This is a genomic window from Rhodococcus sp. C26F (assembly GCF_053345925.1).
Window position 1 is genome coordinate 228,724 of record NZ_JBKFBA010000001.1, and the last position, 25,571, is coordinate 254,294.

24 protein-coding genes and 1 tRNA gene are annotated in these 25,571 nt (G+C 68.2%); 14 read left to right on the forward strand and 11 right to left on the reverse strand.

The window, feature by feature from the left end; translation table 11 throughout:
• The first annotated feature begins 11 nt into the window (after nucleotides 1–11).
• The 5 genes from ACLBYD_RS01015 to ACLBYD_RS01035 all read left to right on the forward strand — a co-directional run bounded on the left by ACLBYD_RS01015 (nucleotide 12) and on the right by ACLBYD_RS01035 (nucleotide 5,165).
• Nucleotides 12–1,388: an LLM class flavin-dependent oxidoreductase gene (locus ACLBYD_RS01015; RefSeq protein ID WP_447815071.1), complete on the forward strand. Its 1,377-nt coding sequence runs from the start codon at nucleotides 12–14 to the stop codon at nucleotides 1,386–1,388.
• Nucleotides 1,389–1,413: 25 nt separating this feature from the next.
• The gene (locus ACLBYD_RS01020; RefSeq protein ID WP_229566666.1) at nucleotides 1,414–2,301 is read left to right on the forward strand and encodes an ABC transporter permease; all 888 of its coding nucleotides are present in this window, start codon (nucleotides 1,414–1,416) and stop codon (nucleotides 2,299–2,301) included.
• Entirely contained in the window at nucleotides 2,277–2,999 is a 723-nt protein-coding gene (locus tag ACLBYD_RS01025; RefSeq protein WP_447815072.1) for an ABC transporter ATP-binding protein, read from the forward strand. The genes ACLBYD_RS01020 and ACLBYD_RS01025 overlap by 25 nt, the downstream gene beginning before the upstream one ends.
• Before the next feature lie 122 nt (nucleotides 3,000–3,121).
• Nucleotides 3,122–3,838 carry an SOS response-associated peptidase gene (locus ACLBYD_RS01030; protein ID WP_387397656.1) on the forward strand — a complete coding sequence of 239 codons (717 nt, stop codon included), beginning with the start codon at nucleotides 3,122–3,124 and terminating at the stop codon, nucleotides 3,836–3,838.
• A gap of 67 nt (nucleotides 3,839–3,905) precedes the next feature.
• Nucleotides 3,906–5,165 (forward strand): glycosyltransferase 87 family protein, encoded by a 1,260-nt coding sequence (locus ACLBYD_RS01035; protein WP_447815073.1) that lies wholly within the window; start codon nucleotides 3,906–3,908, stop codon nucleotides 5,163–5,165.
• A 16-nt stretch (nucleotides 5,166–5,181) separates the two neighbouring features.
• Here the strand turns inward: ACLBYD_RS01035 and ACLBYD_RS01040 are convergent, their stop codons facing one another.
• From ACLBYD_RS01040 to ACLBYD_RS01070, 7 genes are all read right to left on the reverse strand, one after another.
• Nucleotides 5,182–6,180: an MDR family oxidoreductase gene (locus ACLBYD_RS01040; protein WP_254583527.1), complete on the reverse strand. Its 999-nt coding sequence runs from the start codon at nucleotides 6,178–6,180 to the stop codon at nucleotides 5,182–5,184.
• 46 nt (nucleotides 6,181–6,226) lie between these two features.
• Nucleotides 6,227–8,509, reverse strand: coding sequence for a heavy metal translocating P-type ATPase (locus ACLBYD_RS01045; RefSeq protein WP_447815074.1), 2,283 nt, complete (start codon nucleotides 8,507–8,509; stop codon nucleotides 6,227–6,229).
• 26 nt (nucleotides 8,510–8,535) lie between these two features.
• Nucleotides 8,536–9,498, reverse strand: a complete 963-nt coding sequence (locus tag ACLBYD_RS01050; RefSeq protein ID WP_447815075.1) for a hypothetical protein — start codon at nucleotides 9,496–9,498, stop codon at nucleotides 8,536–8,538.
• Nucleotides 9,495–9,701 (reverse strand): heavy-metal-associated domain-containing protein, encoded by a 207-nt coding sequence (locus ACLBYD_RS01055; RefSeq protein WP_064256025.1) that lies wholly within the window; start codon nucleotides 9,699–9,701, stop codon nucleotides 9,495–9,497. The genes ACLBYD_RS01050 and ACLBYD_RS01055 overlap by 4 nt, the downstream gene beginning before the upstream one ends.
• 40 nt (nucleotides 9,702–9,741) lie before the next feature.
• Complete coding sequence (locus ACLBYD_RS01060; protein ID WP_024102573.1) at nucleotides 9,742–10,089, reverse strand: metal-sensitive transcriptional regulator; 348 nt, start codon at nucleotides 10,087–10,089, stop codon at nucleotides 9,742–9,744.
• A 235-nt stretch (nucleotides 10,090–10,324) separates the two neighbouring features.
• Complete coding sequence (locus ACLBYD_RS01065; protein ID WP_006553307.1) at nucleotides 10,325–10,531, reverse strand: hypothetical protein; 207 nt, start codon at nucleotides 10,529–10,531, stop codon at nucleotides 10,325–10,327.
• A 46-nt stretch (nucleotides 10,532–10,577) separates the two neighbouring features.
• Complete coding sequence (locus ACLBYD_RS01070; RefSeq protein WP_064256026.1) at nucleotides 10,578–11,219, reverse strand: dihydrofolate reductase family protein; 642 nt, start codon at nucleotides 11,217–11,219, stop codon at nucleotides 10,578–10,580.
• Nucleotides 11,220–11,775: 556 nt separating this feature from the next.
• Here ACLBYD_RS01070 and ACLBYD_RS01075 point away from each other — a divergent pair.
• A complete protein-coding gene (locus ACLBYD_RS01075) occupies nucleotides 11,776–12,531 on the forward strand; it encodes a pentapeptide repeat-containing protein (RefSeq protein ID WP_231911987.1) in 756 nt (251 codons plus the stop codon).
• Nucleotides 12,532–12,574: 43 nt separating this feature from the next.
• Here the strand turns inward: ACLBYD_RS01075 and ACLBYD_RS01080 are convergent, their stop codons facing one another.
• Nucleotides 12,575–13,279, reverse strand: a complete 705-nt coding sequence (locus tag ACLBYD_RS01080; RefSeq protein WP_447815076.1) for a hypothetical protein — start codon at nucleotides 13,277–13,279, stop codon at nucleotides 12,575–12,577.
• Nucleotides 13,280–13,409: 130 nt separating this feature from the next.
• Nucleotides 13,410–13,492, reverse strand: a tRNA-Leu gene (locus ACLBYD_RS01085).
• A 202-nt stretch (nucleotides 13,493–13,694) separates the two neighbouring features.
• Between ACLBYD_RS01085 and ACLBYD_RS01090 the strand changes: the two genes are divergently transcribed.
• The 7 genes from ACLBYD_RS01090 (at nucleotide 13,695) to pknB (ending at nucleotide 23,553) form a co-directional block, all read left to right on the forward strand.
• A complete protein-coding gene (locus tag ACLBYD_RS01090) occupies nucleotides 13,695–15,011 on the forward strand; it encodes an FhaA domain-containing protein (protein ID WP_447815077.1) in 1,317 nt (438 codons plus the stop codon).
• Nucleotides 15,012–15,165: 154 nt separating this feature from the next.
• Nucleotides 15,166–15,627 carry an FHA domain-containing protein FhaB/FipA gene (locus ACLBYD_RS01095; protein ID WP_006550946.1) on the forward strand — a complete coding sequence of 154 codons (462 nt, stop codon included), beginning with the start codon at nucleotides 15,166–15,168 and terminating at the stop codon, nucleotides 15,625–15,627.
• A complete protein-coding gene (locus tag ACLBYD_RS01100) occupies nucleotides 15,624–17,153 on the forward strand; it encodes a protein phosphatase 2C domain-containing protein (RefSeq protein ID WP_447815078.1) in 1,530 nt (509 codons plus the stop codon). Before ACLBYD_RS01095 ends, ACLBYD_RS01100 begins: the two co-directional genes overlap by 4 nt.
• The gene (locus ACLBYD_RS01105; RefSeq protein ID WP_447815079.1) at nucleotides 17,153–18,601 is read left to right on the forward strand and encodes an FtsW/RodA/SpoVE family cell cycle protein; all 1,449 of its coding nucleotides are present in this window, start codon (nucleotides 17,153–17,155) and stop codon (nucleotides 18,599–18,601) included. The genes ACLBYD_RS01100 and ACLBYD_RS01105 overlap by 1 nt, the downstream gene beginning before the upstream one ends.
• Complete coding sequence (locus ACLBYD_RS01110) at nucleotides 18,598–20,082, forward strand: peptidoglycan D,D-transpeptidase FtsI family protein (RefSeq protein WP_106200896.1); 1,485 nt, start codon at nucleotides 18,598–18,600, stop codon at nucleotides 20,080–20,082. The genes ACLBYD_RS01105 and ACLBYD_RS01110 overlap by 4 nt, the downstream gene beginning before the upstream one ends.
• 1 nt (nucleotide 20,083) lies before the next feature.
• A complete protein-coding gene (locus ACLBYD_RS01115; RefSeq protein WP_447815080.1) occupies nucleotides 20,084–21,652 on the forward strand; it encodes a serine/threonine-protein kinase in 1,569 nt (522 codons plus the stop codon).
• Complete coding sequence (pknB, locus tag ACLBYD_RS01120; protein WP_145690339.1) at nucleotides 21,649–23,553, forward strand: Stk1 family PASTA domain-containing Ser/Thr kinase; 1,905 nt, start codon at nucleotides 21,649–21,651, stop codon at nucleotides 23,551–23,553. The genes ACLBYD_RS01115 and pknB overlap by 4 nt, the downstream gene beginning before the upstream one ends.
• A gap of 61 nt (nucleotides 23,554–23,614) precedes the next feature.
• On the opposite strand, the gene ACLBYD_RS01125 is transcribed toward pknB, so the two are convergent.
• Both ACLBYD_RS01125 and ACLBYD_RS01130 read right to left on the reverse strand, forming a co-directional pair.
• Nucleotides 23,615–24,277 carry an aminodeoxychorismate/anthranilate synthase component II gene (locus tag ACLBYD_RS01125; RefSeq protein WP_447815081.1) on the reverse strand — a complete coding sequence of 221 codons (663 nt, stop codon included), beginning with the start codon at nucleotides 24,275–24,277 and terminating at the stop codon, nucleotides 23,615–23,617.
• Between the two features lie 140 nt (nucleotides 24,278–24,417).
• The gene (locus ACLBYD_RS01130; RefSeq protein WP_447815082.1) at nucleotides 24,418–25,143 is read right to left on the reverse strand and encodes a DUF881 domain-containing protein; all 726 of its coding nucleotides are present in this window, start codon (nucleotides 25,141–25,143) and stop codon (nucleotides 24,418–24,420) included.
• Nucleotides 25,144–25,246: 103 nt separating this feature from the next.
• Here ACLBYD_RS01130 and crgA point away from each other — a divergent pair, with 103 nt between their 5' ends.
• Nucleotides 25,247–25,510 carry a cell division protein CrgA gene (crgA, locus tag ACLBYD_RS01135; protein WP_006550938.1) on the forward strand — a complete coding sequence of 88 codons (264 nt, stop codon included), beginning with the start codon at nucleotides 25,247–25,249 and terminating at the stop codon, nucleotides 25,508–25,510.
• The last annotated feature ends 61 nt before the right edge of the window (nucleotides 25,511–25,571 follow it).

The following is a 25,571-nucleotide window of genomic DNA, read 5'->3' on the forward strand; positions in this document are numbered from 1 at the left end:
GGGAATCCGACATGACGAACCGCCAGCTCAACCTCAACGCCTTCATCTACCCGACCGGCCACCACGAGGCCTCGTGGCGCCATTCCGGCAGCGTGCCCGAGCGTCTCTACGACGTCACCTACTTCCAGGAACTCGCCCGCCTCGCGGAGAGCGCGAAGCTCGACGCGGTGTTCTTCGCCGACGGTCCGGCTCTGCGCACCGAGGTGAAGTACCGTCCGGACTACGGCCTCGAACCGATCACCACGCTGGTCGCGATGGCCACGGTCACCACGCATCTCGGGCTGATCGCCACGGCGTCGACCACCTACTACGAGCCCTACAACCTCGCCCGGTTGTTCTCCTCGCTCGACCACATCTCCGGTGGCCGCGCCGCCTGGAACATCGTCACCACCGCGACCGACGCAGCGGCAGCGAACTTCGGGTACACCGAACACCCCGACGTGCACGAACGGTACGCCCGGGCACGCGAATTCGTCGACGCCGCGATCAAGCTGTGGGATTCGTGGGAGGACGACGCACTCGTCCTCGACAAGGCCGCCGGCGTCTACGCCGACCCGGACAAGATCCACCGCATCGACGTCGAGGGTGACTACGTCAAGGTGCGCGGCCCGTTGGGTTCGGCCCGCTCGCCGCAAGGGCGCCCGGTGCTCGTGCAGGCCGGATCCTCCAACGACGGCCGCGATTTCGCGTCGACCTACGCCGAGGCGATCTTCACCGCGCACCAGCGCATCGAGGACGCCCAGGCCTTCTACACCGACATCAAGACCCGCGCAGCGGCATTCGGACGCAACCCCGATCACGTGAAGATCCTTCCCGGCCTGAGCCCGTTCATCGGCGCGACCGAGGCCGAAGCGAAGGAACTGCATCGCGAGTTCAACGAACTCACCATCGTCGAATACGGTCTCGGGCAGCTCCAGAAGATGGGCCGCATCGACGTGTCCCGGCTCGAGCTGGACGAGAAGGTGCCGGTCGAATTGTTCGCCGGCGCAGGCGACATCACCGACAACAACAACAGCCGCCGCCTGGTCTTCGCGAAGATCGTCGAGCGCGAACAGCCGACCCTGCGTCAGCTGCTGCACAAGCTCGCCGGCGCACGCGGCCACAACGTCGTCGCGGGCACGCCGGTGCAGATCGCCGACATCATCGAGGAGTGGTTCACCAACGGCGCCGCCGACGGCTTCAACATCATGCCGCCGCAGTACCCGCAGGGCCTCGAGGCGTTCGCTTCCCAGGTGGTGCCGATCCTGCAGGAGCGCAGCCTGTTCCGGACCGAGTACACCGGCACCACCCTGCGCGACCATTACGGCTTGCCGCGTCCGGAGAGCCAGTACGCACACGAACTCGCTCCGGCCGGCGCCACCGGCGACTTCGCACTGTCCGGCGTCTGATCGAATCGACGAAAGGACTGGAGCCATGAGCGTCTCCGTCGAACCCCGGCGTTTCGGCAGTGGCCTGGCCGGTGACGCCGACACCGACCAGAAGCCCGACCCCGGCGCGACGGCCGACCTGTCGCCGCGCACGACCCGCAGCCGCCTCGCTCCCGGCAAGCCGATCAAGTTCGGCCTGGCGATCGGCCCGGCGCTGCTGCTGGTGGCATGGATCGTCACCTCGGCCACCGGGGTACTCGATCCGAAGACCCTCTCGGCGCCGTGGACGGTCGTCACCACCGCATGGGAACTGATCGGCGACGGACGACTGCAGTCGAACCTGTGGACCTCCGTCCAGCGCGCCCTGATCGGTGGGGTCATCGGCGTTGTCCTCGGACTGGTGCTTGCACTGGCCGCCGGCCTGTCGCGCATCGGTGAGGCGCTGATCGACGGACCGGTGCAGATCAAGCGCTCCATCCCCACCCTGGCGTTGATGCCGCTGGCGATCCTGTGGTTCGGCATCGGCGAGGAGATGAAGATCCTGCTCATCGCCCTGTCGGTCTTCGTCCCCGTCTACATCAACACCTACTCGGCACTGCGCGGCATCGACGCCCGCTACGTCGAACTGGCCGAGACGCTGGATCTGTCCCGCGCCCAGTTCGTCCGGCGCATCGCCCTGCCGGGGGCGCTGCCCGGTTTCTTCACCGGCCTGCGCCTGGCGGTGACCATCTCGTGGCTGGCCCTGGTGGTCGTCGAGCAGGTCAACGCCTCGAGCGGCATCGGTTACCTGATGTACCAGGCCCGCAATTACGGCATGACCGAGATCATCATCGTCGGACTGGTGGTCTACGCAATCCTCGGATTCGGCAGCGACCTGCTGGTCCGTGCGGCAGAGAGGAAGGCGCTGGCATGGCGCAGGACGATCGGCAGCTGACCGTACGCACCCGGGGCCTGAGCCGCGGCTTCGACGGACGCGCGGTGCTGAACAGCATCGACCTCGAGATCGCCCCCGGCGAGTTCGTGGCGCTGCTCGGCCGCAGCGGCTCGGGCAAGAGCACCCTGCTGCGCGCCCTGGCCGAACTCGACCACGGTGTGCCCGGCTCGGGCACCCTCGAGGTGCCGAAGAAGCGAGCCGTGGTCTTCCAGGACTCGCGACTGCTGCCCTGGGCTCGGGTGCTCGACAACGTGATCCTCGGTCTCGACGGTGACGACGCCGCCGAGCGCGGCCGCACCGCCCTGGCGGAGGTCGGGCTCGCCGGGCGCGAGAAGGCCTGGCCCACCGAACTGTCCGGCGGTGAGCAGCAGCGGGTGTCGCTGGCGCGGTCGCTCGTACGCGAACCCGAATTGCTGCTTGCCGACGAGCCGTTCGGTGCCCTCGACGCACTGACGAAGATCAGGATGCACGGTCTGCTGCAGGAACTGTGCGCCAAGCACCGGCCCGCGGTCCTGCTCGTCACCCACGACGTCGACGAGGCCATCGCTCTCGCCGACCGCGTGCTCGTGCTCGACCACGGCTCGTTCGCCGTCGAACTGACCATCGACCTGCCGCATCCGCGAGCCGATCACGTCGTCGAGATCGCGGAGTACCGCCGCACCCTGCTCGAGGCACTGGGGGTCGAGGTCGCCGTCTGAGCGATCCACGCTGTCTCCGATGGAGCGACCCCCGCTCCGTCTCCGTCCGAGCGACCCGCTCCGGAGCGACCGATGCGAGAGAATCGAATCGTTGCTCCGGAGCCGCCGACGGGAGATGCATCGTGTGTGGACGTTATGCCAGCACCAGTACCCGCGGGGATCTGCTCGCGGCCTACGACGCCGTCGAGGCAGTGGGTGAGGAACTGCCCCCGTCGTACAACATCGCCCCCACCCAGCGCGTGAACGTCGTGCTCGAGCGGGCGCCACGCGAGGAACCGGATGCCGAGCCGATCCGCATCGTGTCCTCGCAGATCAAGTGGGGGCTCGTGCCGTTCTGGGCGAAGGACCCGAAGATCGGGTCGCGGATGATCAACGCCCGGTCCGAGACCATCACCCAGAAGCCCGCCTTCAAGGCGGCCGCAGCGAAGCGGCGGTGCGTGCTGCCGGCCGACGGATACTACGAGTGGATGAAGGGTGAGGACGGGAAGAAGATCCCGTTCTTCCTGCACGCGGACGGGCCGATCTCGATGGCCGGGCTCTACGAGCTGTGGCCGGACCCGGAGCTGCCGGAGGACCATCCCGACCGCTGGTTGTGGACGTGCACCGTGCTGACCCGTCCGGCGACCGACGCCGCCGGGCACATCCACGAACGATCGCCGGTGATCCTGCCCGACACCTTCGTCGATCCGTGGCTCGATCCCGACCTGAAGAACCGCGACGACGTCGACGCCCTGCTGAATTCGATTCCCGAACCGACCCTCGAACCGTACGAGGTGAGCACGGCGGTCAATTCGCCGCGGAACAACAACCCCGACCTGCTGCGACCTGTCGATTCGTGATATTTCGGCCGTATGGCGTTCCCCACGTCGGACCGGAACGAATATCGGAATTGACTAAAGTTGCCGGGTGCGACAATCACGGCTGACTCCGACCGGTTCGACGACGCCTCCGTTCCTCACCGGACATCGGGGTACCGCCGTCGCGGTGATCGCATCGCTCGTCTCCGCGGGTGTGCTCGTCGCAATCCTCGTCGGAAGCGAACTCATCGACTTCCTGGTCTACCGGATGGGCGCGCGGGTCCTGCTCGACGGCGCCGACATCTACGGACAGATGCCTCCGGTGACCGACGACTTCGCGCTGCCGTTCACCTACCCGCCGCTGTCGGCGATGCTCTTCGCTCCCCTGGCGCTGATCCCTGTGACGTTCGGCAAGATCGTCTTCACCCTCGTCTCCGTCGCGGCACTCGTCGTCACCCTGCGGGTCGTGCTGGACCGGCTCCGTCCGGACTTCGAGGCGCGGACGGCGTGGATCGTCACGGCGGTCGCGGTCGCCGGAGCGCTGCTGCTCGAACCCGTGCGGGAGACGATCTCGTTCGGGCAGATCAATCTCGTCCTGATGGCGCTCGTCGCCCTCGACGTCCTGGTGAAGACCCCGAAGTGGCCGCGCGGAATGCTGATCGGGCTGGCGGCCGCCGTCAAGCTCACGCCCATCGCGTTCCTGCTGCTGTTCCTGCTGCGGCGCGACCGGCGGACCAGCGCCACCATCGTCGCCTCGACCGTCGGATTCACCGCCCTCGCGTTCGCCGTGATGCCCGCGACCTCCGCGAAGTACTGGCTCGACACCCTGCCCGACACCGGCCGGATCGGCGCGGCGTACTTCGCCACCAACCAGTCCTTCAAGGCCGTGATCTCCCGATTCGGACCGCCCGAACTCATGGGTTCCGTGCTGTGGCTGCTCGCCGTCGCGGTGATGTTGCTGGTCGCGGCGGTGGCCATCCGGCGCGCCCTCGAACAGGGCGATCTCGTGCTCGCGCTGTTCGCGAACGCGACGGCCGTGCTGCTGGCGTCGCCGGTGTCGTGGTCGCACCACTGGGTGTGGGTCGCGCCGGCACTGATGACCCTCGCGCTCGGTGCGTGGCGCGCGCCCGATGCGCAGAGGCTCACGGCGATCGCCGCCGGTGTCGCGCTCGTCTTCGTGATCGGTCCGCACCACCTGTTCCCCACGGGTGGCGATCTCGAATTCGGCTGGGCCGCATGGCAGCACCTACTCGGCACGCTCTACGTCACGGCCGGATTCGGATTCCTGCTCTGGCTCGCCTTCGGTCGTCTCCCGCGTCCGGAAACCGTGTCGCCGGAACCGCTTCCGGACGCGGAGACGTCGAGGTAGTCGCCTTCTTCAACCGTCAGGCGGTGACGTCGACGACCACCCGGCCGCGCACCTTGCCCGCCAGGATCTCCTCGGCGAGTCGCGGGACGTCCGAGAGCGGTTCGACCCGCGACAGCGAATCCAGGGTGCTCGCAGGCAGATCGCGGGCGAGACGATCCCACGCCGACCGGCGCAGCGGAGCAGGCGCCATCACCGAGTCGACGCCCAGCAACGCGACGCCGCGCAGGATGTGCGGCATCACCGTGGCATCGGGCATCGACGGCGACTCCGTGAGACCGCACGCGGCGACCGCACCGCCGTAGCGGATCTGCGACAGCACGTTCACGAGCGTCGAACCGCCCACCGCGTCCACCGCGGCATCCCAGCGTTCCTTGCCCAGGGGCCGGCCCTTGCCCTGCAGTTCGGCGCGGTCGACGAACGACGACGCACCGAGTTCGCTCAGGAAGTCGTGGGTCTCGGGACGGCCGGTCGCGGCGACCACCGTGTGTCCTGCGGCAGCGGCGAGCGCGACGGCGATCGAGCCGACGCCACCGGCCGCGCCGGTGACGAGCAGTTCCGCGTCGGATGCGATCCCGTACCGTTCGAGCGCGTCGAGGCACAGGGCGGAGGTGTAGCCGGCGGTGCCGATGGCCATGGCGTCGCGTGTGGAGAAGGCGTCGGGGATGCGCACGAGCCATTCGGGCTTCACGCGCTGGCGCCGGGTGTATCCGCCCGACTGGGTCTCGGACAGACCCCAGCCGTTGACGACGACGCGGTCGCCGGGCTTCCAGTCGGGGTTGCTGCTCTCGAGGACGGTGCCGGCGAGATCGGCGCCGGCGATCAGCGGGGTGCGTCGCGCCATCTTCTGCGGCCCCGCGATCACGAGACCGTCCTTGTAGTTCAGCGAGGAGTATTCGACCTCGACGAGGACGTCGTGGTCGGGAAGGTCGGTGTCGGTCAGTTCGCGGAACTGTGCCACCTGGCCGTCGTCGGTGTCGTCGACGACCAGGGCACGGAAGGAGGACGGCTGTGTCATGGATCCGATCCTGACAGGCCGTCCTCCTCTCTGCAGCCGAAAGCGGTCAGGCGGCGTGCGCGCGGAACCGTCGCAGTCGCAGGCTGTTGGAGACCACGAACACCGATGAGAACGCCATCGCGGCACCGGCGAGCATCGGGTTCAGCAGGCCGGCGGCCGCCAGCGGCAGTGCCGCGACGTTGTACGCGAACGCCCAGAACAGGTTGCCCTTGATCGTCGTCAGCGTGCGGCGCGACAACCGGATGGCGTCGACCGCGACCATCAGGTCGCCGCGGACCAACGTCAGGTCGCTCGCCTCGATCGCGACGTCGGTGCCGGTGCCCATCGCCAGGCCCAGGTCGGCCCGGGCGAGCGCCGCGGCGTCGTTGACGCCGTCGCCGACCATCGCGACCACCGCACCTTCGCGCTGGAGTCGTTCGACCACGTCGACCTTGTCGGTGGGCAGCACGTCGGCGATCACGTCGGTCTCGTCGATGCCGACCTCGGCCGCCACGGTGTGCGCGACGGCGGCGTTGTCGCCGGTGAGCAGGATCGGACGCAGGCCGAGCTCCCGCAGTTCGGCGACGGCCTTCGCGGAGGTCGGTTTGACCGCGTCCGCCATGACGACGATGCCGCGGGCCTTTCCGTCCCAGCCGACGGCGATGGCCGTGCCACCGGACTTCTGGGCCTTCTCGAACGCGTGCTGCAGGTTCTGGGACAGATGCTGCGACCAGTCGGCCAGCAGCTTCGGTCGTCCCACCAGCACGGCGCGGCTCGTGTCGCCGTCGACGAGCACTCCCTGCACGCCGAGACCCTCGACGTTCGTGAACTCCTCGACCTCGGGCAGGCCGCCGAACCTGTCCGCGGCCGCGTCACTGACCGCACGGGCGATCGGGTGTTCCGACGCCGACTCGAGTGCCCCGGCGTACCGCAGCACCTCGTCGGCGTTCTCACCGTCGTCGGCGACGACCTCGCGCAGGGTCATCCGGCCCGTGGTGACCGTGCCGGTCTTGTCGAGGACCACGGTGTCGACCGAGCGGGTCGACTCGAGGACCTCGGGTCCCTTGATGAGGATGCCGAGCTGGGCGCCGCGACCGGTACCGACCATCAGCGCGGTCGGGGTGGCCAGGCCGAGGGCACACGGGCAGGCGATGATCAGCACCGCGACCGCCGCGGTGAACGCCGCCGCGGGGCCGTTGCCGGTGCCGAGCCAGAAACCGAGGGTGCCGGCGGCGATCAGCAGGACGATCGGCACGAAGATGCCGGAGATCCGGTCGGCGAGGCGCTGCACCTGGGCCTTGCCGTTCTGGGCGTCCTCCACCAGCTTCGCCATCTGCGCGAGCTGGGTGTCGGAGCCCACGCGGGTCGCGCGCACCACGAGTCGTCCACCCACGTCGACCGTGCCGCCGACGACACTGTCGCCCACACCGACCTCGACGGGAACGGATTCACCGGTCAGCATCGACGCGTCGACCGCCGACGTGCCCCGTTCGATCACACCGTCGGTGGCGATCTTCTCGCCCGGCCGCACGACGAACAGATCCCCGACCGCCAACTGCTCCACCGGAACCCGGGTCTCGGTGGTCCCGTCCGGTCCGAGGACCGCGACGTCCTTGGCGCCGAGTTCGAGCAGGGCCCGCAGGGCGGCGCCGGCGCGTCGCTTCGACCGTTGCTCGAAGTAGCGTCCGGCGAGGATGAACGTCGTGACACCGGCCGCGGCCTCGAGATAGATGTTGCCGCTGCCGTCGCCCCGCGCGATGGTGAACTCGAACGGGTGGACCATCCCCGGTTCACCCGCCGTGCCCCAGAACAGGGTGTAGACCGACCAGCCCAGGGCGGCAAGGGTTCCCAGCGACACGAGGGTGTCCATGGTGGACGTACCGTGACGCAGGTTGATCCACGCCGCCCGGTGGAACGGCCACGCACCCCACACCACGACCGGTGCGGCGAGGGTGAGCGAGAGCCACTGCCAGTTGGTGAACTGCAGGGCCGGGATCATCGCCATCGCGATCACCGGTACCGTCAGGATCGCCGAGACGACGAGCCGGTGACGAAGCGCCGCAACGGGATCGGATTCGGGCACGTCATCGGACCGGTCGGCCGCCTGTGCGGGCGGCGGCGGCAGTGTGGCGCCGTAGCCGGCCTGTTCGACGACCGTGACGAGATCCTCGGGTGTCACGTCGTCGGGGTAGCTGACCTTCGCCTTCTCCGTGGCGTAGTTGACGGTCGCGGTGACGCCGTCGAGCTTGTTGAGCTTGCGCTCGATGCGATTGGCGCAGGATGCGCAGGTCATGCCGGTGATGGCGAGTTCGATCGATTCGGCGGCGACCGGCTGACTCTGCGTGGTCATGTGCGTCTCCTCGGAAGAATGGGCCGTCAGCGGCCGGAATGGCTGTGGTCACCGTGTGCGCCGGACCCCGGCTGCACCTCGCCGGTGCCTCCGACGGTGAGGGTGAAGGCCGCGGTGCGAACCACTCCGTCGTGCTGGAAGTCGAGATAGAGGTGATAGGTGCCGGCACTCGGGACGGAGGTGCGGAAGACGACCTCGGGACCGGATCGAGTGGTGCCGTCGCCGGGTGTCCCGTCCGGGTGGACGTGGAGATAGGCGAGGTCGCCGCCGCGCAGCGCCACCAGGTGTCCGTAGGTACCGAGATAGGGCTGCAGGTCGGTGACCGGCCGTCCGTCCTTGCTCACGGTGAGGGTGAGCATCGCGTCGCTACCCGACGACAGGTCGCCGTCGAGGGTGACCTCGTAGTCGTCGGCGGTTGCGGTGCGGTTGTCGGCCTGCGGTGCGGCAGGAACGAATTCGCCTGCCACCGCGAGGTCGGTGCCCAACGTGAGCGCCTCTCCCCCGGTGGGTGTGAAGTCGGTGAAGACCTGCCACGTGCCGGGCGTGAGGTCGACGTCGACGGACCAGATGCCGGTGTTCTCGTCGAGCACGGGATGGACGTGCTGGAAGCCGGTGAAGTCGCGACGCACGGCGATCAGGTGCAGCTCTTTGTCGTGGGTGACGTCGAAGTCGGTCACCGGCGCGCCGTCGGGACCGTTGATCGCGAATGTCAGGTTCCTGTCCTCGCCCGACTCGAGGTCGGTCTCGGCGAGTGCGAGGGCATAACCGTTCCGGTACGTCATCAGACCTCCCGGGATCTCTTCCACAGCAGGTGTTTCCGCGGCGCTGCCGGTGGCGGTGTCATCACCGTGCCCGGCGTCGTGGGCGCTCGCGGTCGGATCCTCGGTCTGCTCTTCCACCGGGCCGATGGTCGCGCCGACGAGCAGCGCGATACCGAAGACCGCGGCTACGGCGGTGACGAAGCCGGTGAGCTTGGCCGGGGTATTCATGCGAGGCTGTAGCCGGCCTCCTCGACGGCGGCCGCGACGGCGGCATCGTCGAGGGACTCGGCGCTCGTGACGGTGACGGCACCGGTGGCCAGATCGACCGCGACATTCTCGACGCCCGGGATCTCCTGGACCTCTTCGGTGACCGACGCGACGCAGTGTTGGCAGGTCATGCCGGTGACGGTGTAGGTGCTGGTCCGGCTCATGGGAACTCCTCGGATACGGGTCGTGAACGGGTCTGGACGATCAGGAACGGACGAGTCGCGCGATGGCGTCGCTGGCTTCCTTCAACTTGAGGTCGGCCTCGTCGCCGCCGGCGCGCACGGCACCGGCCACGCAGTGCGCCATGTGCTCGTCGAGCAGACCGAGCGCGACGGCCTCGAGGGCCTTCTTCATCGCCGCGATCTGCGTGAGGATGTCGATACAGTACTTCTCTTCCTCGACCATCCGCTGCAGACCGCGGGCCTGCCCCTCGATGCGACGCAGTCGCTTGAGGTAGTCGGCCTTGGTGTTGTTGGCGATATAGCTGTGCTGATGCGCGTCGTCGTGTGCGACGGCATCGGTGTGCACGGTCTCGCTCGGGGTATTCGGCATCGGAGTCGTCCTTGTCGCGTCGGTCGTCCTGCCGGATACCATACCCCCCTAGGGTATGTACGGCAACTGACAGGATGCTCAGGCTATTTGCGCAGGTAGAGGCGCATGACATCGTGACGGCTGCAAGAGTCGGCCCCGCNGGGGCCGCTCCGAAGAGGTTCCGTAGCCGGTGGACGACATGCCCGAGCGCCTCACGAGACGGTCGAGCGCCTCGTAGTCGATTCGTCGCGGGACGTCACGGCACGTGCATCATCTTCCCGGCGAGGGTGAACAGCCGGCGGGAGAGCCGGATGACGGGGATGCCCAGTGGGATCAGCAGGATCGTCACGCACAACACCGCACCCAGGAGCATCACCACGGCGGCGACGATCCCCAGAACGGTGCCGAGCAGGGCGGTGAGAAGTCCGAGCACGACATCCAGTAGGCCACTCAGAGCACGCATGACGACCTCCTACCCCCATCTCCCATTATGCGCCGGTCGCGGGCGTTCACTTCCTCCAGAACAGGTGATGCACCACCCCGCTCGCGCTGGGCACGACCTCGAGGTGGAAACGGTCCCGTAGCTCGTCCGGGGATTCCCAGAGCTTCAGACCGGTGCCGTACCGCACCGGCGCCACCACGACGTGCATGGTGTCGACCAGATCGGCCTCGAGGAACTCACGGATGGTGGAGACGCCACCTCCGAGTCGGACGTCCTTGCCCTCCGCGGCGGCGCGAGCCTGTTCGAGCACCGCGGCCGGTTCACCGTTCACGAAATGGAAGGTGGTGTCGGAGAGCGTGAAGGACGGACGTTCGTGGTGGGTCAGAACGAACACGGGGGTATGGAACGGCGGCTCGTCACCCCACCAACCCTGCCATTCGTGGTCCTGCCACGGACCCCGCTGAGGACCGAACTTGTTGCGTCCCATGATCTCCGCGCCGATATTGCAGGAGAAGTCCCGGATGAAGTAGTCGTCGAGCCCGCGGCTCCCGCCGGGTTCGGTCCGCAGGTGCCAACTCGCCGTGGCGCCGGCCCACTCGAACATCGGACCCGGATCCAGACCGAAGGGACTCTCGAAGCTCTGGTCCTCCCTCGCACCGATGCCGTCGCTCGACACCGAAAAGTTCTGCACTCGCAGCAACTGGCCCACTTTCTTCTCCTCACATCCCGATCGACCGGTACGAAGAGGAAGACCCCGTGAACCCCGCGAAGTCATCGGCCGCTGCCCGGATCACGGAGACGGTTCCGGCGCCGTCCGGGCGAGGACCTCGACGGCCGGATCGCGTGCCTGACGCGTAGTCGTGACGCCCTCGGCGAGTTGCTGCGCCTCTCCCTGACGCAGGTGGGGTCGCGCGAGGCGAGCGTCTGAACGCGGGGTCCTCCCGAGGTTCGACGACAGCAGTCCGGCCCGCTGACACCGCGCGTGCCGACCGGTATCGTCGTGGCCAGTGATCAGCACCGTGTATCCGTGAGACAGATGTCCCGCGCCGTCCGCGAACCGCGCTTGCAGGCGGCGGTGATTCCGTGTGCCCCGAGAGGGAACCCGCGCCAGGGTTCCCCGGTCCCGTCATGCATCGGAATCGACTCTCGGAGTTCACATGCTCATCCCATCACGTCACTCGTCCCCATCACCGACCGGTCACCGATCCGAACTTCGGGGTGACTGCAGCCGTTGCTTCGCATTGTGTTGCACGGCTTTCGCATTCATGAGGTCTTCGGATTTCGCCGAGGACAAGCCTGCCGGGTCGCCGTGCCGGCATCTCGATGCGTCCTTCTCGTGCACCATCCATGAGACGCTGTCGTCCCGCGGCTTCCGCGGCTGCACTGTCTTCGATTGTTTCGGTGCGGGACAGGTGGTCTCCCAGCGGTTGTTCGCCGGCGTGAGTTGGCGGGACCGACCCGAGACCCGCGACGGGATGTTCTCGGCATTCGCCGTTGTGAAAGAACTGCACGAGATGATGTGGCACCTGCTCGAAGCCCAGCAACGTACCTACGATCCGGATATCGCCGACGACGCGCGGGAGCTCGTCGAATCTCTTGCCTCCCAGACCCGCCGGAGCGTGGACGAACTCGAGTCCCTCGAGACCGACGAGATGCGTGCATCCGTTCGATCGGTCCTCATGGAGGTCAGTGCGGAGGTGCGGGCTTCGTACTTCGCGGACGACGGACGGATGAATCCCGATCTCGTCCCGGGCGCCGACCTCGTCGGCACCGATCTGCGTGCCTACCGGTTGTGCGGCGCCGACCTGCGGAATGCACTGCTCATCGGCGCCGACCTCCGAGAATGCGACCTCGCGGGAGCGGACCTGCTCGGCGCGGATCTCCGCGGCGCGCGGGTGGAGGACGCCGATCTGTCCCTCGCGCTGTATCTCACCGGACCGCAACTCGCCGGCGCGCACGGCAATCGACGGACGCGAGTACCCACCGGAGTGCCGGTACCGCGGAGTTGGTCGAGCGAGTAGCCGGATCGGGAAGGGCGCGGCCACCCTGCGCCCTTCCTTTCGCTCAGGGAAACCCGATGCGGCGGCACACCAGCATGTGGTGGGCGCCCTTCTGGAATCGGTAGTCGACCTCCACGACCTCACCGTCGATGCCGTGTTCCCGGAGGTCGGTGAGCAGTTCGTCCAGGTAGGGGCAGAGGACCGAGGTTCCGGACTCCACGAGCGGGAAGATGCGCAGTTCGTCCCGGGCGACACGCATCAGTTCCCGGATCGCGTCGAGGTGGAAGGTGCGGTCGAGTCGGTCGGCGTAGCTGAACAGCAGGTGCGAACTGAGCACGAGATCGAACACCGCATCGGGGAACGGCAGGGACGGCAACCACCCGGCGACATATCGGTGCGGATGCCGACGGATGTCCTCGGCGAAATCCCGGACCACCTGCCGCCGCACCCGTGCGTGTTCGTCGGGGTCGGCGAAGAACGTCCAGTCGTAGTTCTCGGCGTGGTCCCGGATGTACCGGTTCCCGCGCTCGGTCTCAGCAGCGGCAACGACGGCGAGGTGCTTCGCGTCGGAGTCGGAGTAGGCCGTGTCGCAGGCCGTCACGTCACCACCGAGGCGGTTCACCGCGCCGGTGAACCCCGCCGCGCCGGCCGGGCAGTCCAGGATCCTCCGCGACAGATCGTCGTCGGAGAGGTCGAACATCGACCGGTATTCGTCCAGGGAGCGCGAGCTGATGAGGATCTCGCCGATATCTGCCGTGTCGGGGGTCACCGGGCCATCACCGCCCCAGTAGAGCACGGCCGAGAAGGGCATCGGATCGGGGCCGGATAAACGAAAACGAGGTCACGATCTCCGAAGAGTTCGTGACCTCGTCCGTCGCAGTTCGTGGAACTGCACCCTGTGGGCGAAGGGGGACTTGAACCCCCACGTCCCGAAGGACACTGGCACCTGAAGCCAGCGCGTCTGCCATTCCGCCACTCGCCCGAGCAACGCCGAAAACAGTAACACACACCGAAGCCAAACAACTATTCGCCTGGTCAGAGGGCTGCGGGCGCCGCCGGCCCGATCGCTGAGCACATCCGTCGGAGACGTGCCGAATACCGCAGGGTCGAATCCGGGGGAAAGTGGATACCATGCAGTGACGAGATCTGCGTTGCGACACGCTGAGTACGGAAAGGGGGTCGCCATGGGTATCGCCCAGCGCTTCGAGCGCAAACTCCAGGCCGCGATCGGCGACGCTTTCGCCCGCGTGTTCGGCGGCGGCGTCGTGCCCCAGGAAGTCGAGGCGGCGCTGCAGCAGGAGGCAACGGACGGCGTCCAACAGCTCGATCGGGGCCACATGCTCGCCCCCAATCACTACGTCATCACGATCAGCGAAACCGATCACGACGCCCTCGCAGCGGATCGGGACTTGACTGTGAAGGCATTCTCCCGTCACCTTGAGGACTTCATCCGAGAACAGGGATGGCAGACATACGGTGAGATCCAAGTCGTCTTCGAGTCGTCGTCGGCACTGCACACCGGGCAGTTCCGGACTCGCGGCTCGGTAGATCCCGATGCGGGGCGCTCAGCGACGCGTGCTCCGTCACCGCGGAACCCACAGAACCGCCCACCCGTGACCTCTGAACCAGGAGCTGGCCCAATGACGCAGAACCCCGGCTACGACCCCAGCCGTGACCCCGCCGAGGCGGAACCGCAGTACGCACGCAACGGTCACGCGCACGTCGGCCAGGAGCAGCGCTACAACCAGGGCTACGGCAACGCCGGCTACGACCAGGCTCAGGGCGGCTACGACCAGCAGGGTGGGTACGACCAGCAGGCGTACGGCCAGGCCTACAGCGAGCAGGACTACCAGCAGGGCGGCTACGACCAGGGCGGTTACGACCAGCAGGCCTACGGTGCCCAGGGCGCCCAGCCGCAGGCGTACAGCCAGGACTACGGCCACGACTACCCGCAGCAGGGTGGCTACGACCAGCAGGCCTACGGTCAGCAGGGTTACGCGCAGCCCGGTTACGACCAGGGCTACCAGGACCAGGGTTACCAGCAGGGTGGCTACGACCAGCAGGCCTACGGTCAGCAGAGCTACGCACAGCCGGGTTACGACCAGCAGTACGGCGCGCAGCAGGGCGGCTACGACCAGGGTTACGCCGCCGCGGCCCCCGGCTACGACCAGGGCTACCAGCAGGGCGGCTACAAGTCTCCGACTGCCGGTCGGGTGCTGACCGCGACGCTCCAGCTCGAGGACGGCAGCGGTCGCTACTACCAGCTCCGTGAGGGCAGCAACATCATCGGCCGCGGCCAGGACGCACAGTTCCGCCTGCCCGACACCGGCGTCTCGCGTCGCCACATCGACATCCGCTGGGACGGCCAGGTCGCGATGCTCTCCGATCTCGGGTCGACGAACGGCACGACGGTCAACGGCGCTTCGGTGCAGGACTGGCAGCTCGCCGATGGTGACGTGATTCGCGCCGGGCACTCCGAGATCCTCGTGCGCATCCTCTGATCAGCCGGTATCGAAGGACCGACCGGACCCGTTCATACCGTCCGACGCGTGTGACAGCGCGTCGGACGCTGCATGGAGTCGTCCGGTGTCCGTATTGTGAGTGACCGCACGACCAGGAACACGACCGGTCGACTACCCCGAAGGAGGATGCACCGTGCAGGGGCTGATTCTGCAGCTGACCCGAGCGGGATTCCTCCTCCTGCTGTGGTTGTTCGTATGGGCGGTGTTGCGCACGCTCCGGTCCGACATCTACGCCGGCGCCGCGCGACCGCTCCCGCGTTACTCCCCCAAGCAGTCGGTGCTGCCGACGCTGAGCCGTAACAAGACCGCCAAGTACCTGGTGGTCACGCAGGGCGCGCTGGCCGGCACGAGGATCACGCTCGGCACCCAACCGGTTCTCATCGGCCGTGCCGACGACTCCACACTCGTGCTGACCGACGACTACGCGTCCACGCGCCACGCACGCCTGTCGCCGCGAGGTTCCGACTGGTACGTCGAAGACCTCGGGTCGACGAACGGCACGTATCTCGACCGCGCGAAGGTCACCACCGCTGTCCGTGTCCCGCTCGGAACCCCGGTCCGTGTGGGCAAGACCGTGATCGAGCTCCGCCCGTGACCCTCGTACTCCGATATGCCGCCCGCAGCGACCGCGGCCTCGTGCGTTCCAACAACGAGGACTCCGTCTACGCCGGTGCCCGCCTGCTCGCCCTCGCCGACGGCATGGGCGGCCACGCAGCCGGTGAGGTCGCCTCCCAACTGATGATCGCGGCGCTCGCCCACCTCGACGACGACGAGCCGGGCGGCGACCTCCTCGGCAAGCTCGCCGCGGCCGTCCGCGAAGGCAACGCCTCGATCGCCGACCAGGTGGAGGAAGAGCCCGAACTCGACGGCATGGGCACCACGCTCACGGCCATCCTGTTCGCCGGCAGCAAGCTCGGCCTCGCGCACATCGGCGACTCCCGCGCCTATCTCCTGCGCGACGGTCAGCTCACCCAGATCACCCGCGACGACACCTTCGTGCAGTCGCTCGTCGACGAAGGCCGCATCACCCCCGAGCAGGCGCACACGCACCCGCAGCGGTCGCTGATCATGCGCGCGCTGACGGGCAGCGAGGTCGAACCGACCCTCACCGTGCGCGAGGCCCGCGCCGGCGACCGTTACCTCGTGTGCTCCGACGGCCTGTCCGACGTCGTCAGCGACGAGACCATCGCCGACACGATGCGGCAGGGCACGCACGACGAGTGCGCCGACCGGCTCATCGAGCTGGCGCTGCGCAGCGGCGGCCCCGACAACGTCACCGTCGTCGTCGCCGACGTGATCGATCTCGACTACGGCCAGTCGCATCCGATCGTCGCCGGTGCGGCATCGGCGGACGACGACGAGGACACTCCCCCGCCGAACACCGCAGCGGGTCGCGCCGCCGCGATGCGACCGCCGCGCGCCACGCCCAAGCGGGTCATCAACAAGGCCCCCGAGCCCGAGCCGAAGAAGAAGCGCAGCCGTCTGTGGTGGCCCGCCGCCGCCGTCGTGGTGATCGCGGTGCTGGTCGGCGGTCTGTTCGTCGGCCGCCAGCTGATCCGCAACAACTACTACGTCGGCGCCGACGACGGTCGCGTGACCGTGCTGCGCGGCATCCCCGGCGACGTCTTCGGCTACTCGCTGCAGGAGGCCGCACGGGTCGGGTGCATCACCGACGAGGGCGATCTCACGCTCGTCGATCCCGCCAGCGCGTCGTGCCGGGTGATGCTCGTCGACGATCTGTGGCCCGCCGCCCGCGAGCAGGTCCGCGCCGGTCTTCCGTCGGGGTCGCTCGACGACACCCGTGAGCAGATGCAGCGGCTCGCAGAACTGGACCTGCTGCCGGTGTGCACTCCGGAGGAACCCGAGCCTGCTCCCGCACCGGCCCCCGGCCCGGGCGAGCCGACGCCGGCTCCCGGACCGAACGGCACTCCGCCCACCGAGACACCCGCGGTGCAGCCGCCGGCGCCCGGTGAGCCGCAGCCGGGCCAACCGGCACCGGCCTCCCAGCCCGGTGAACCCCAGCCCGGTGAACCGACTCCCGGAGAACCCGCTCCGAACATGGAGCCGGCTCCCGAGCCCACGCCCCAGATCCCCGGTCAGAACTGCAGGGTGGGCGCCTGATGTCGGTGTCCCATGGTGTGGGGGCCTTCCCGAGCCCTCCGGGAGGTTTCGCCCCGGCTCCCGTCCAGTCGACCCGGCGCAACACCGAACTGGCCCTGATCATCGCGGCCATCGGTGTCACGACCGTGTCGCTCATGCTCGTCGAGGTCTCGATGGAGCAGGCGCTGACCCTCGACCTGCTCAAGTACGGGGTGACCTTCGCGGCGCTGTTCCTCGCCGCGCACTTCGCGGTCCGGCGTTTCGCGAAGTACGCCGATCCCTTGCTGTTGCCGATCGTCGCGCTGCTCAACGGTCTCGGACTCGTGCTCATCCACCGACTCGACCTGTCCGACCAGGAGAACGCCCGCTACATGGGCCTGCCGCCGCCGTCGCCCGATGCGACGCAGCAGGTGCTGTGGACGGCGCTCGGCATCGCGCTGTTCATCGTCGTGCTCGTGTTCCTGCACGACTACCGCCTGCTCGCGCGGTTCAGCTACACGCTCGGTCTCATCGGCCTGATCGCGCTCGCGATCCCGGCCCTGCTGCCGAGCAGGTTCTCCGAGGTCAACGGCGCCAAGATCTGGATCCGGCTGCCCGGTTTCAGCATCCAGCCCGGTGAGTTCGCGAAGATCCTGCTGATCATCTTCTTCGCATCGGTCCTCGTGGCGAAACGCGATCTGTTCACCACCGCAGGCAAGCACTTCCTGGGGATGGATTTCCCCCGCGCCCGCGATCTCGGCCCGATCCTGGCGGCCTGGATCATCTCGATCGGTGTGATGGTCTTCGAGAAGGACCTCGGCACGTCGCTGCTGCTGTTCACCACCGTGCTGGTGATGCTCTACATCGCGACCGAACGTGTCGGCTGGCTGATCATCGGATTCTCGTTGCTCGCCGTCGGCTTCTACGCGGCGTACCAGATGTTCGGTCACGTGCGAGTGCGCGTGGAGACCTGGCTCGATCCGCTCGCCGACTACAACAACACCGGCTACCAGATCTCCCAGTCGCTGTTCGGTCTCGCGACCGGCGGGGTCGCCGGCACCGGCCTGGGCAGCGGACGGCCGGGGCAGGTGCCGTTCGCGAAGACCGACTTCATCGTCGCCGCGATCGGTGAGGAACTCGGCCTGATCGGCCTGGCCGCCATCCTGCTGTTGTTCCTGATCCTCGTCGTCCGCGGCATGCGCACGGCGCTGGCGGTGCGCGACAGCTTCGGCAAGCTGCTCGCCGCCGGCCTGTCGTTCACCCTCGCCGTCCAGCTGTTCGTGGTGGTCGGCGGTGTCACGAAGTTGATCCCCCTGACCGGCCTGACCACACCGTTCGTGTCCTACGGTGGTTCGTCGCTGCTCGCAAACTATCTGCTCCTGGCTCTGTTGATGAAGATCTCGCACGCTGCCCGCCAACCCGCGATCCCCCGTAAGAAGGCGCCCACGCCGATCGCCGAGGCCAAGACGGAAATGATGGGGCGCGAATGAACGGTCCGCTCCGCAAGGTCGCGATGGCCGTGATGTTCATGGTCGTCGCGCTGCTCGCAAACGCCACCTACGTGCAGGTCATCAAGGCCGACGATCTCCGCACCGATCCGCGCAACTCGCGTGTGCTGATCGACGAGTACTCCCGTCAGCGCGGACAGATCGTCGCGGCCGGCCAGGCTCTCGCGGTGTCGGTGCCCACCGACAGCCGCTACAAGTACCTGCGCGAATACCCGGCGCCGCCGACCCAGCCGATGAGCCCGCTGGCCTACGCGCCGGTGACCGGCTTCTACTCGATGCAGTACGGCAGCACCGGACTCGAACGGTCCGAGGATTCGCTGCTCAACGGTTCCGACAACCTGCTGTTCGGTCGTCGCCTGTTCGACCTGGTGTCGGGCCGCAACCCGCGCGGCGGAAACGTCGTGTCCACGATCGATCCGGTCGTTCAGCAGGTGGCCTACGACGAGCTGACCTCGAAGGGTTACACGGGCTCGGTGGTCGCGATCGAACCGAGCACCGGCAGGATCCTCGGGATGGTGAGCACGCCGAGTTACGACCCCAACCGGTTGTCGGGACACGACGGCGCCGCGACCTCGCAGGCCTGGGACGAGCTCAACGCCGATCCCGAGAAGCCGATGCTCAACCGCGCGATCTCCCAGACCTACCCTCCGGGCTCGACCTTCAAGGTCGTCGTGACGGCGGCGGCGCTCGAGAACGGCGTCACCCCCGACACGCAGTTCACCGCGGCACCGCAGATCACCCTGCCCGACACCGCGACGACCCTCGAGAACTACGGCGGAGCGGCGTGCGGCGACGCACCGACGGTGACGTTGCGGGAGGCGTTCGCACGGTCGTGCAACACGGCCTTCGTCGAGATGGGCATCGACGACGGACGCGAGGCCCTGGTCTCGCAGGCGGAGAAGCTCGGCATCGGCGAGACCCTCGACGTCCCGCTGCCCGTCGCGGCGAGCACCGTCGGCCCCATCCCGGACGGCGCGGCACTCGGCCAGTCGAGCATCGGTCAGCGTGATGTGGCCCTCACTCCGTTGCAGAACGCGTCGATCGCCGCGACCATCGCAAACGGCGGGGTGCGCATGAAGCCGTATCTCGTCGACCGTCGGCAGGGACCCGACCTGACGGTGCTCGAGGAGACCAAGCCCGAATCGCTGGGCCAGGCGATCTCGCCGGAGGTCTCGGCGACCCTCACCGACCTGATGATCGGTGCCGAGAACAACGCCGGTGGTGGCGGTGCCATCCAGGGTGTGCAGATCGCATCGAAGACGGGCACTGCAGAACACGGCAACGATCCGCGGAACACCCCGCCGCACACCTGGTACATCGCATTCGCACCTGCACAACAACCCCGCATCGCCGTCGCGGTGATCGTGGAGGACGGCGGCGACCGAGCTCTCGCCGCGACCGGCGGCTCGGTGGCCGCCCCGATCGGACGGGCCGTCATCTCGGCCGGATTACAGGGAGGCTGACATGGCTCTGAGCAGCGGCGCCATGATCGCCGACCGTTACCGTCTCCAGCGACTCATCGCGACCGGCGGAATGGGTCAGGTGTGGGAAGGACTCGACACCCGGCTCGACCGGCGGGTCGCGGTGAAGGTCCTCAAGGCCGAGTTGTCCGGCGACGAGGACTTCCTCGCCCGGTTCCGTTTCGAGGCCCGCACCACCGCCCAGCTCAACCATCCCGGCATCGCCGGGGTGTTCGACTACGGCGAGACCACCGACGCCGAGGGCCAGTCCATCGCCTATCTCGTGATGGAACTCGTACACGGCGAACCGCTCAACGCCGTCCTGTCGCGGCTCGGACGCCTGTCGCTGCCGCACGCGCTCGACATGCTCGAGCAGACCGGACGCGCCCTGCAGGCGGCCCACAACGCCGGCGTGGTGCACCGCGACGTCAAGCCGGGCAACATCCTCATCACCCCGACGGGCCAGGTGAAGATCACCGACTTCGGTATCGCGAAGGCAGTCGACGCCTCCCCGGTCACCCGCACCGGCATGGTGATGGGCACCGCGCAGTACATCGCTCCCGAGCAGGCACTGGGTCAGGAGGCGACGTCCGCGAGCGATGTGTACTCGCTGGCCGTCGTCGGCTACGAGGTGCTGTCGGGACGCCGCCCGTTCCTCGGCGACAGCGTCGTGACCGTCGCGATGAAGCACGTCCAGGAGACCCCGGCACCGCTGCCGACGGATCTTCCGCCCGAGGTGCGCGAACTCATCGAGATTGCGATGTCGAAGGACCCCGCCTACCGCTATTCGAACGGTGGCGAATTCGCCAACGCCGTCGCTGCGGTGCGGTCCGGACGGCCCGTGCCCCCGCCCGGCAACGTGCCGCCGGTGACCAGCGCCAACCGCGTGCTTCCGCCCGGCGTGCCCGGGACGACGGCCCACACTTCCTCGACCCGTGCCCTGCACCCCACCCAGCAGTACGACCAGACGGCCTATTCGTCGGTTCCGCGCTCCGCTCAGCCGCCGACCGCCGGTCGTCCGCCGGTGGCGGGTCCGCCGACCTCGGGTGTGCCCGCCGACGACGGCGGCCGGCGTATGCCGAGCCCCACCGCGCTGGCCTGGGCCGCAGGTGCGGCCGTCGTGCTCGCCCTCGTGACCCTGGGCATCGTGCTGTTCGGTGGCGACGACGAGCAACCCACGCGCGCTCCGTCGCCGACGACGCAACTCACCACGACCCGCGCGACCACCACGACGACCCGTCCGCCGCTGACCACCACGACGACGTTCGTGCCGCTGCCGCCGCCCGTCGAGACGGAGACCTTCACACCTCCTCCGACCACGACGACGACGCAGCCGCCGACGACCACGGTGGAGCCGACGACCGAGCCGACCACGACGCAACCGCCCACCACCACGACCGCCCCGACCACGACGACGACCACCACCACAGCGGAGGACACGGGTGGCGGCGACGGCGGCACGGGCGGCGCGGAGGGTGACGGCGACGACGAGACCGACCCCGAGGCCGCCGGTGGAGGGGACGACAATTCATCCGAAACCAGCAACGGTACGAACAACCAAGGAACGTCATGACCACACCCCGCAAGCTCTCCTCCCGCTACGAGCTGGGTGAGATCCTCGGCTTCGGCGGTATGTCCGAGGTGCACCTCGCGCGGGATCTGCGGCTCGGCCGGGATGTGGCCATCAAGGTGTTGCGTGCCGACCTCGCACGCGACCCCACATTCTACCTGCGCTTTCGGCGCGAAGCGCAGAATGCCGCTGCGCTGAACCATCCGGCGATCGTCGCCGTCTACGACACCGGTGAGGCCGAGACCGAGGCCGGGCCGCTCCCGTACATCGTCATGGAGTACGTCGAGGGCGACACGCTGCGCGACATCGTGCGCGCCGACGGGCCGATGACCCCCAAGCGGGCGATGGAGATCATCGCCGACGTGTGCGCGGCCCTGGACTTCAGCCACCGCAACATGATCGTGCACCGCGACGTGAAGCCGGCCAACGTCATGATCAACAAGGCCGGCGCGGTGAAGGTCATGGACTTCGGCATCGCCCGGGCCATCTCCGACGCCGCGAGCCCGATGACGCAGACCGCCGCGGTGATCGGCACCGCGCAGTACCTCTCCCCGGAGCAGGCGCGCGGTGAACAGGTCGACGCCCGGTCCGACGTGTACTCGGTGGGCTGCGTCCTGTTCGAGATCCTCACCGGCGAGCCCCCCTTCAAGGGCGACTCGCCCGTCGCGGTGGCCTACCAGCACGTGCGGGAGGATCCGCCGCTGCCGTCATCGGTGAATTCGTCGGTGCCGCCCGAGCTCGACTCGGTGATCCTCAAGGCGATGGCGAAGAACCCCGCGAACCGCTACCAGTCGGCCGCGGAGATGCGCAGCGACCTGATCCGCGTGCTGAGCGGGCAGCGTCCGAGTGCGCCGATGGTGATGACCGACGAGGACCGCACGACGCTGATCGACTCCGTCGACAACAACACGGGGCGGCACAGCCGCGTCGCGGCCGCCGGTGCCGCCGGGGCACCCGCCGAGGATTCCGGCGGCGGCTCGGTTCTCAAGAAGGTGCTGCTCGGCATCGCCGCAGTCGCCGTGGTCGGTATCGTCGGCGTCTTCCTGTGGTCGCTCGGCCCCGGTTCGACGGCCGCCCAGGTCGCGGTGCCCGACGTCCGCAACATCTCCGCCGAGCTCGCCGAGAGCCAGCTGCAGAACGCCGGCTTCCGGGTCTCGATCCAGCAGAAGAGCGATCCGGTCGTCGCGAACGGCAACGTCATCAACACCCGTCCCGTGCCCGGGAGCCAGGCCGAGGAGGGTTCGACCGTCACCCTCGAGGTCTCGACAGGACCGGAACAGGTGCAGATCCCGCGGCTCGAAGGCATGACGCAGGAACGCGCAGCCCAGGAGCTGTCCGCCGTCGGTCTCCGGCTCGACCCGAACGTCGGACGCGCTCCGTCGGATGCCGACGACGAGGACCTCGTCGTCGACCAGAGCCCCGGTGCGGGAGCCAGCGTCGACCGCGACAGCCCCATCACCATCACTTTGGGATCCGGCCCCGAACTGGTGCGCGTCCCCAACGTCGTGGGCCAGACCGTCGAGGTGGCGAGCGACAACATCGAGGGTGCCGGTTTCGAGGTCGTCGTCGAGAACATCGACTCCAGCGAGACCGAGGGCACCGTCGTGTCGACGAGCCCGGCCGGTGGCGCCTCCACCGAACAGGGGTCGACGGTGACGGTGCGGGTGTCCAATGGCGACCGCATCGAGATGCCCGTCATCACCAACCGGTCGGTGTCGGATGCACTCGCCGCTCTGCGCGGCGCCGGCTGGACGGGCAACGCCTCTCAGCTCCAGCAGACGCGTGAGGCGACACTCGATGTCGATCTCGTCGGCACCGTGATCACGCAGGCCCAGCCGCCGGGTTCGGAGATCTCGAAGAACCAGCCCATCACCGTGGGCGTCGGTGTGCTCGGCATCCGCTGAGCGAGCTATCGACGAAAGGCGCCGGNAGGACCGGCGCCTTTCTCGTCGGAAATGGGGTGCGTCAGGCGGCTCCGCCGTCGAGCGCGCGTGCCATCTGCGCCTCGAGGCGCGCGACGAGCGTCTCGTCCGGTGCCTCGCCGCAGGCCGCGAGCCAGTTCGCGAGCATGCGGTGACCGCCCTGGGTGAGCACCGATTCGGGGTGGAACTGCACACCGTGGATCGGCAGCTCGGCGTGACGCAGGGCCATGACGATGCCGGTCTCCGTGTGGCCGGTGGGCTCGAGTTCGGCGGGCATCGTCTCGGGCAGCACGGTCAACGAGTGGTAGCGGGTCGCGGTGAACGGATCGGGCAGGCCCGCGAGCACACCGGCACCGTTGTGGCGGACCAGGCTGGTCTTGCCGTGCAGCAGCTCGGGGGCGCGATCGACGGTCGCGCCGAACGCGACACCGATGGACTGGTGGCCGAGGCACACACCGAGCAGCGGAGTGCTGCTGTCGGCACATGCCTTGACCAGGTCGATGCTCACCCCGGCGCGTTCGGGTGTGCCCGGCCCTGGGCTGAGGAGGATGCCGTCGTACTCCTTCGCGACCCGCGCGAGAGCACCTGGTGCTGTGAGCCGCTCGTCGTCGTTGCGCCACACGTCGGCCGTCGTTCCGAGCTGCCCCAGATACTGGACCAGGTTGAAGACGAAGCTGTCGTAGTTGTCGACGACGAGAATGCGCATGAGACGAGGGTACTCAGTGCTCGCTACAGGGCGACCCGCCCGGTGCTCGGTAGAGGGCGACCCGCCCGGTGCTCGCTACAGGGCGACCCGCCCGGTGCTCGGTAGAGGGCGACCCGCCCGGTGTCCGATTCGGGCACCGCTCAGCGCGCGGACGAACTACCGGTGTAGGCGGGGACCGACAGATCCTCCGACGCCTGCTGCGTGTAGCCGAGTTGATAGCGGGCCGCGTACTGCTTGTAGATACGGATACCGGGCTCGGCGTCGAGCGCGGCCTGCAGCCGTGCCGGGTCGCCGAGCGCGGTGACGACGTAGGGCGGTGAGTAGGTGCGTCCGTGCAGCAGCAGCGTGTTGCCGATGCAGCGTGGTGCAGACGTCGCGACGATCCGCTGGTCCTGCATGGCCACGGCCTCGGCACCGCCGGCCCACACCGCATTGAGCACGCTCTGCACGTCCTGCTGGTGCACGACGAGATCGTCGGGTGAGGCACCGGACGGATAGCGCCCGTTGGCGTCGCGGGGTGCGTCGGTGAGAGTGACGGTCACGCCCGGACCGCGGCGGGCCACGAGTCCGGCCGGGTCCTCGATCGCGGACAGGTCGTCGAGCACTGCGGCGACGTCCTCGTCGTTCACCGCGGCACGGTCCTGGAGTTCGTCGATGCGGGTGGTGAGATCATCTCGGGTGGCGGCCAGTTCGTCGGCCTTCTCCTGCGCGGCCCGGACCAGATCGGACAGTCGCGGGGAGTCGCCGGCGCGCAGTTCGTCGCCCTCGGACACTCCGCGGGTGGTACCCACGAGCAGACCGGCCACGAGGCAGACGACGAGGGTCGCGACACCCCACACGGGCGCGCGCAGTCGTCGTTCCGACACGTCGTACCTCCGATCCTGGCCTTACGTTAGCGTGATCTCAACAGGTAATTGACCGACCACTCCATCCGTGAGCGACGGGTGGAGACGTGAGAACGAGGACACCATGCCCAAGTCGAAGGTTCGCAAGAAGGACGTCTCCGCGACCCGGACGGTGAGCCGCACACCGGTGAAGGTCAAGGGCACGCCGTCGAGCACGTTGTACGTGACGGTGATGCTCGCCCTGATGGTCATCGGGTTGCTGTGGCTGATCGTCTACTACCTCGCGGCCGAGCAGATCACGTGGATGAACGATCTCGGTGCCTGGAACTTCCTGATCGGTTTCGGGTTCATGGTGGTCGGTCTGATCATGACGATGAACTGGCGCTGAACTCCACCCCGCTCGGGTTACACCGATGTTATTCATCCCCACCTGGGGATAACACTGTGCA

Excerpts from the sequence above, each read along its gene's own strand:
- ACLBYD_RS01015 (WP_447815071.1), top strand. The coding sequence starts at position 12 with ATGACGAACCGCCAGCTCAACCTCAACGCCTTCATCTACCCGACCGGC.
- ACLBYD_RS01020 (WP_229566666.1), top strand. The coding sequence starts at position 1,414 with ATGAGCGTCTCCGTCGAACCCCGGCGTTTCGGCAGTGGCCTGGCCGGT.
- ACLBYD_RS01025 (WP_447815072.1), top strand. The coding sequence starts at position 2,277 with ATGGCGCAGGACGATCGGCAGCTGACCGTACGCACCCGGGGCCTGAGC.
- ACLBYD_RS01040 (WP_254583527.1), bottom strand. The coding sequence starts at position 6,180 with ATGACACAGCCGTCCTCCTTCCGTGCCCTGGTCGTCGACGACACCGAC.
- ACLBYD_RS01045 (WP_447815074.1), bottom strand. The coding sequence starts at position 8,509 with ATGACCACGCAGAGTCAGCCGGTCGCCGCCGAATCGATCGAACTCGCC.
- ACLBYD_RS01050 (WP_447815075.1), bottom strand. The coding sequence starts at position 9,498 with ATGAATACCCCGGCCAAGCTCACCGGCTTCGTCACCGCCGTAGCCGCG.
- ACLBYD_RS01055 (WP_064256025.1), bottom strand. The coding sequence starts at position 9,701 with ATGAGCCGGACCAGCACCTACACCGTCACCGGCATGACCTGCCAACAC.
- ACLBYD_RS01060 (WP_024102573.1), bottom strand. The coding sequence starts at position 10,089 with ATGCCGAATACCCCGAGCGAGACCGTGCACACCGATGCCGTCGCACAC.
- ACLBYD_RS01065 (WP_006553307.1), bottom strand. The coding sequence starts at position 10,531 with ATGCGTGCTCTGAGTGGCCTACTGGATGTCGTGCTCGGACTTCTCACC.
- ACLBYD_RS01075 (WP_231911987.1), top strand. The coding sequence starts at position 11,776 with ATGAGGTCTTCGGATTTCGCCGAGGACAAGCCTGCCGGGTCGCCGTGC.
- ACLBYD_RS01090 (WP_447815077.1), top strand. The coding sequence starts at position 13,695 with ATGGGTATCGCCCAGCGCTTCGAGCGCAAACTCCAGGCCGCGATCGGC.
- ACLBYD_RS01105 (WP_447815079.1), top strand. The coding sequence starts at position 17,153 with ATGTCGGTGTCCCATGGTGTGGGGGCCTTCCCGAGCCCTCCGGGAGGT.
- ACLBYD_RS01110 (WP_106200896.1), top strand. The coding sequence starts at position 18,598 with ATGAACGGTCCGCTCCGCAAGGTCGCGATGGCCGTGATGTTCATGGTC.
- ACLBYD_RS01115 (WP_447815080.1), top strand. The coding sequence starts at position 20,084 with ATGGCTCTGAGCAGCGGCGCCATGATCGCCGACCGTTACCGTCTCCAG.
- pknB (WP_145690339.1), top strand. The coding sequence starts at position 21,649 with ATGACCACACCCCGCAAGCTCTCCTCCCGCTACGAGCTGGGTGAGATC.
- ACLBYD_RS01125 (WP_447815081.1), bottom strand. The coding sequence starts at position 24,277 with ATGCGCATTCTCGTCGTCGACAACTACGACAGCTTCGTCTTCAACCTG.
- crgA (WP_006550938.1), top strand. The coding sequence starts at position 25,247 with ATGCCCAAGTCGAAGGTTCGCAAGAAGGACGTCTCCGCGACCCGGACG.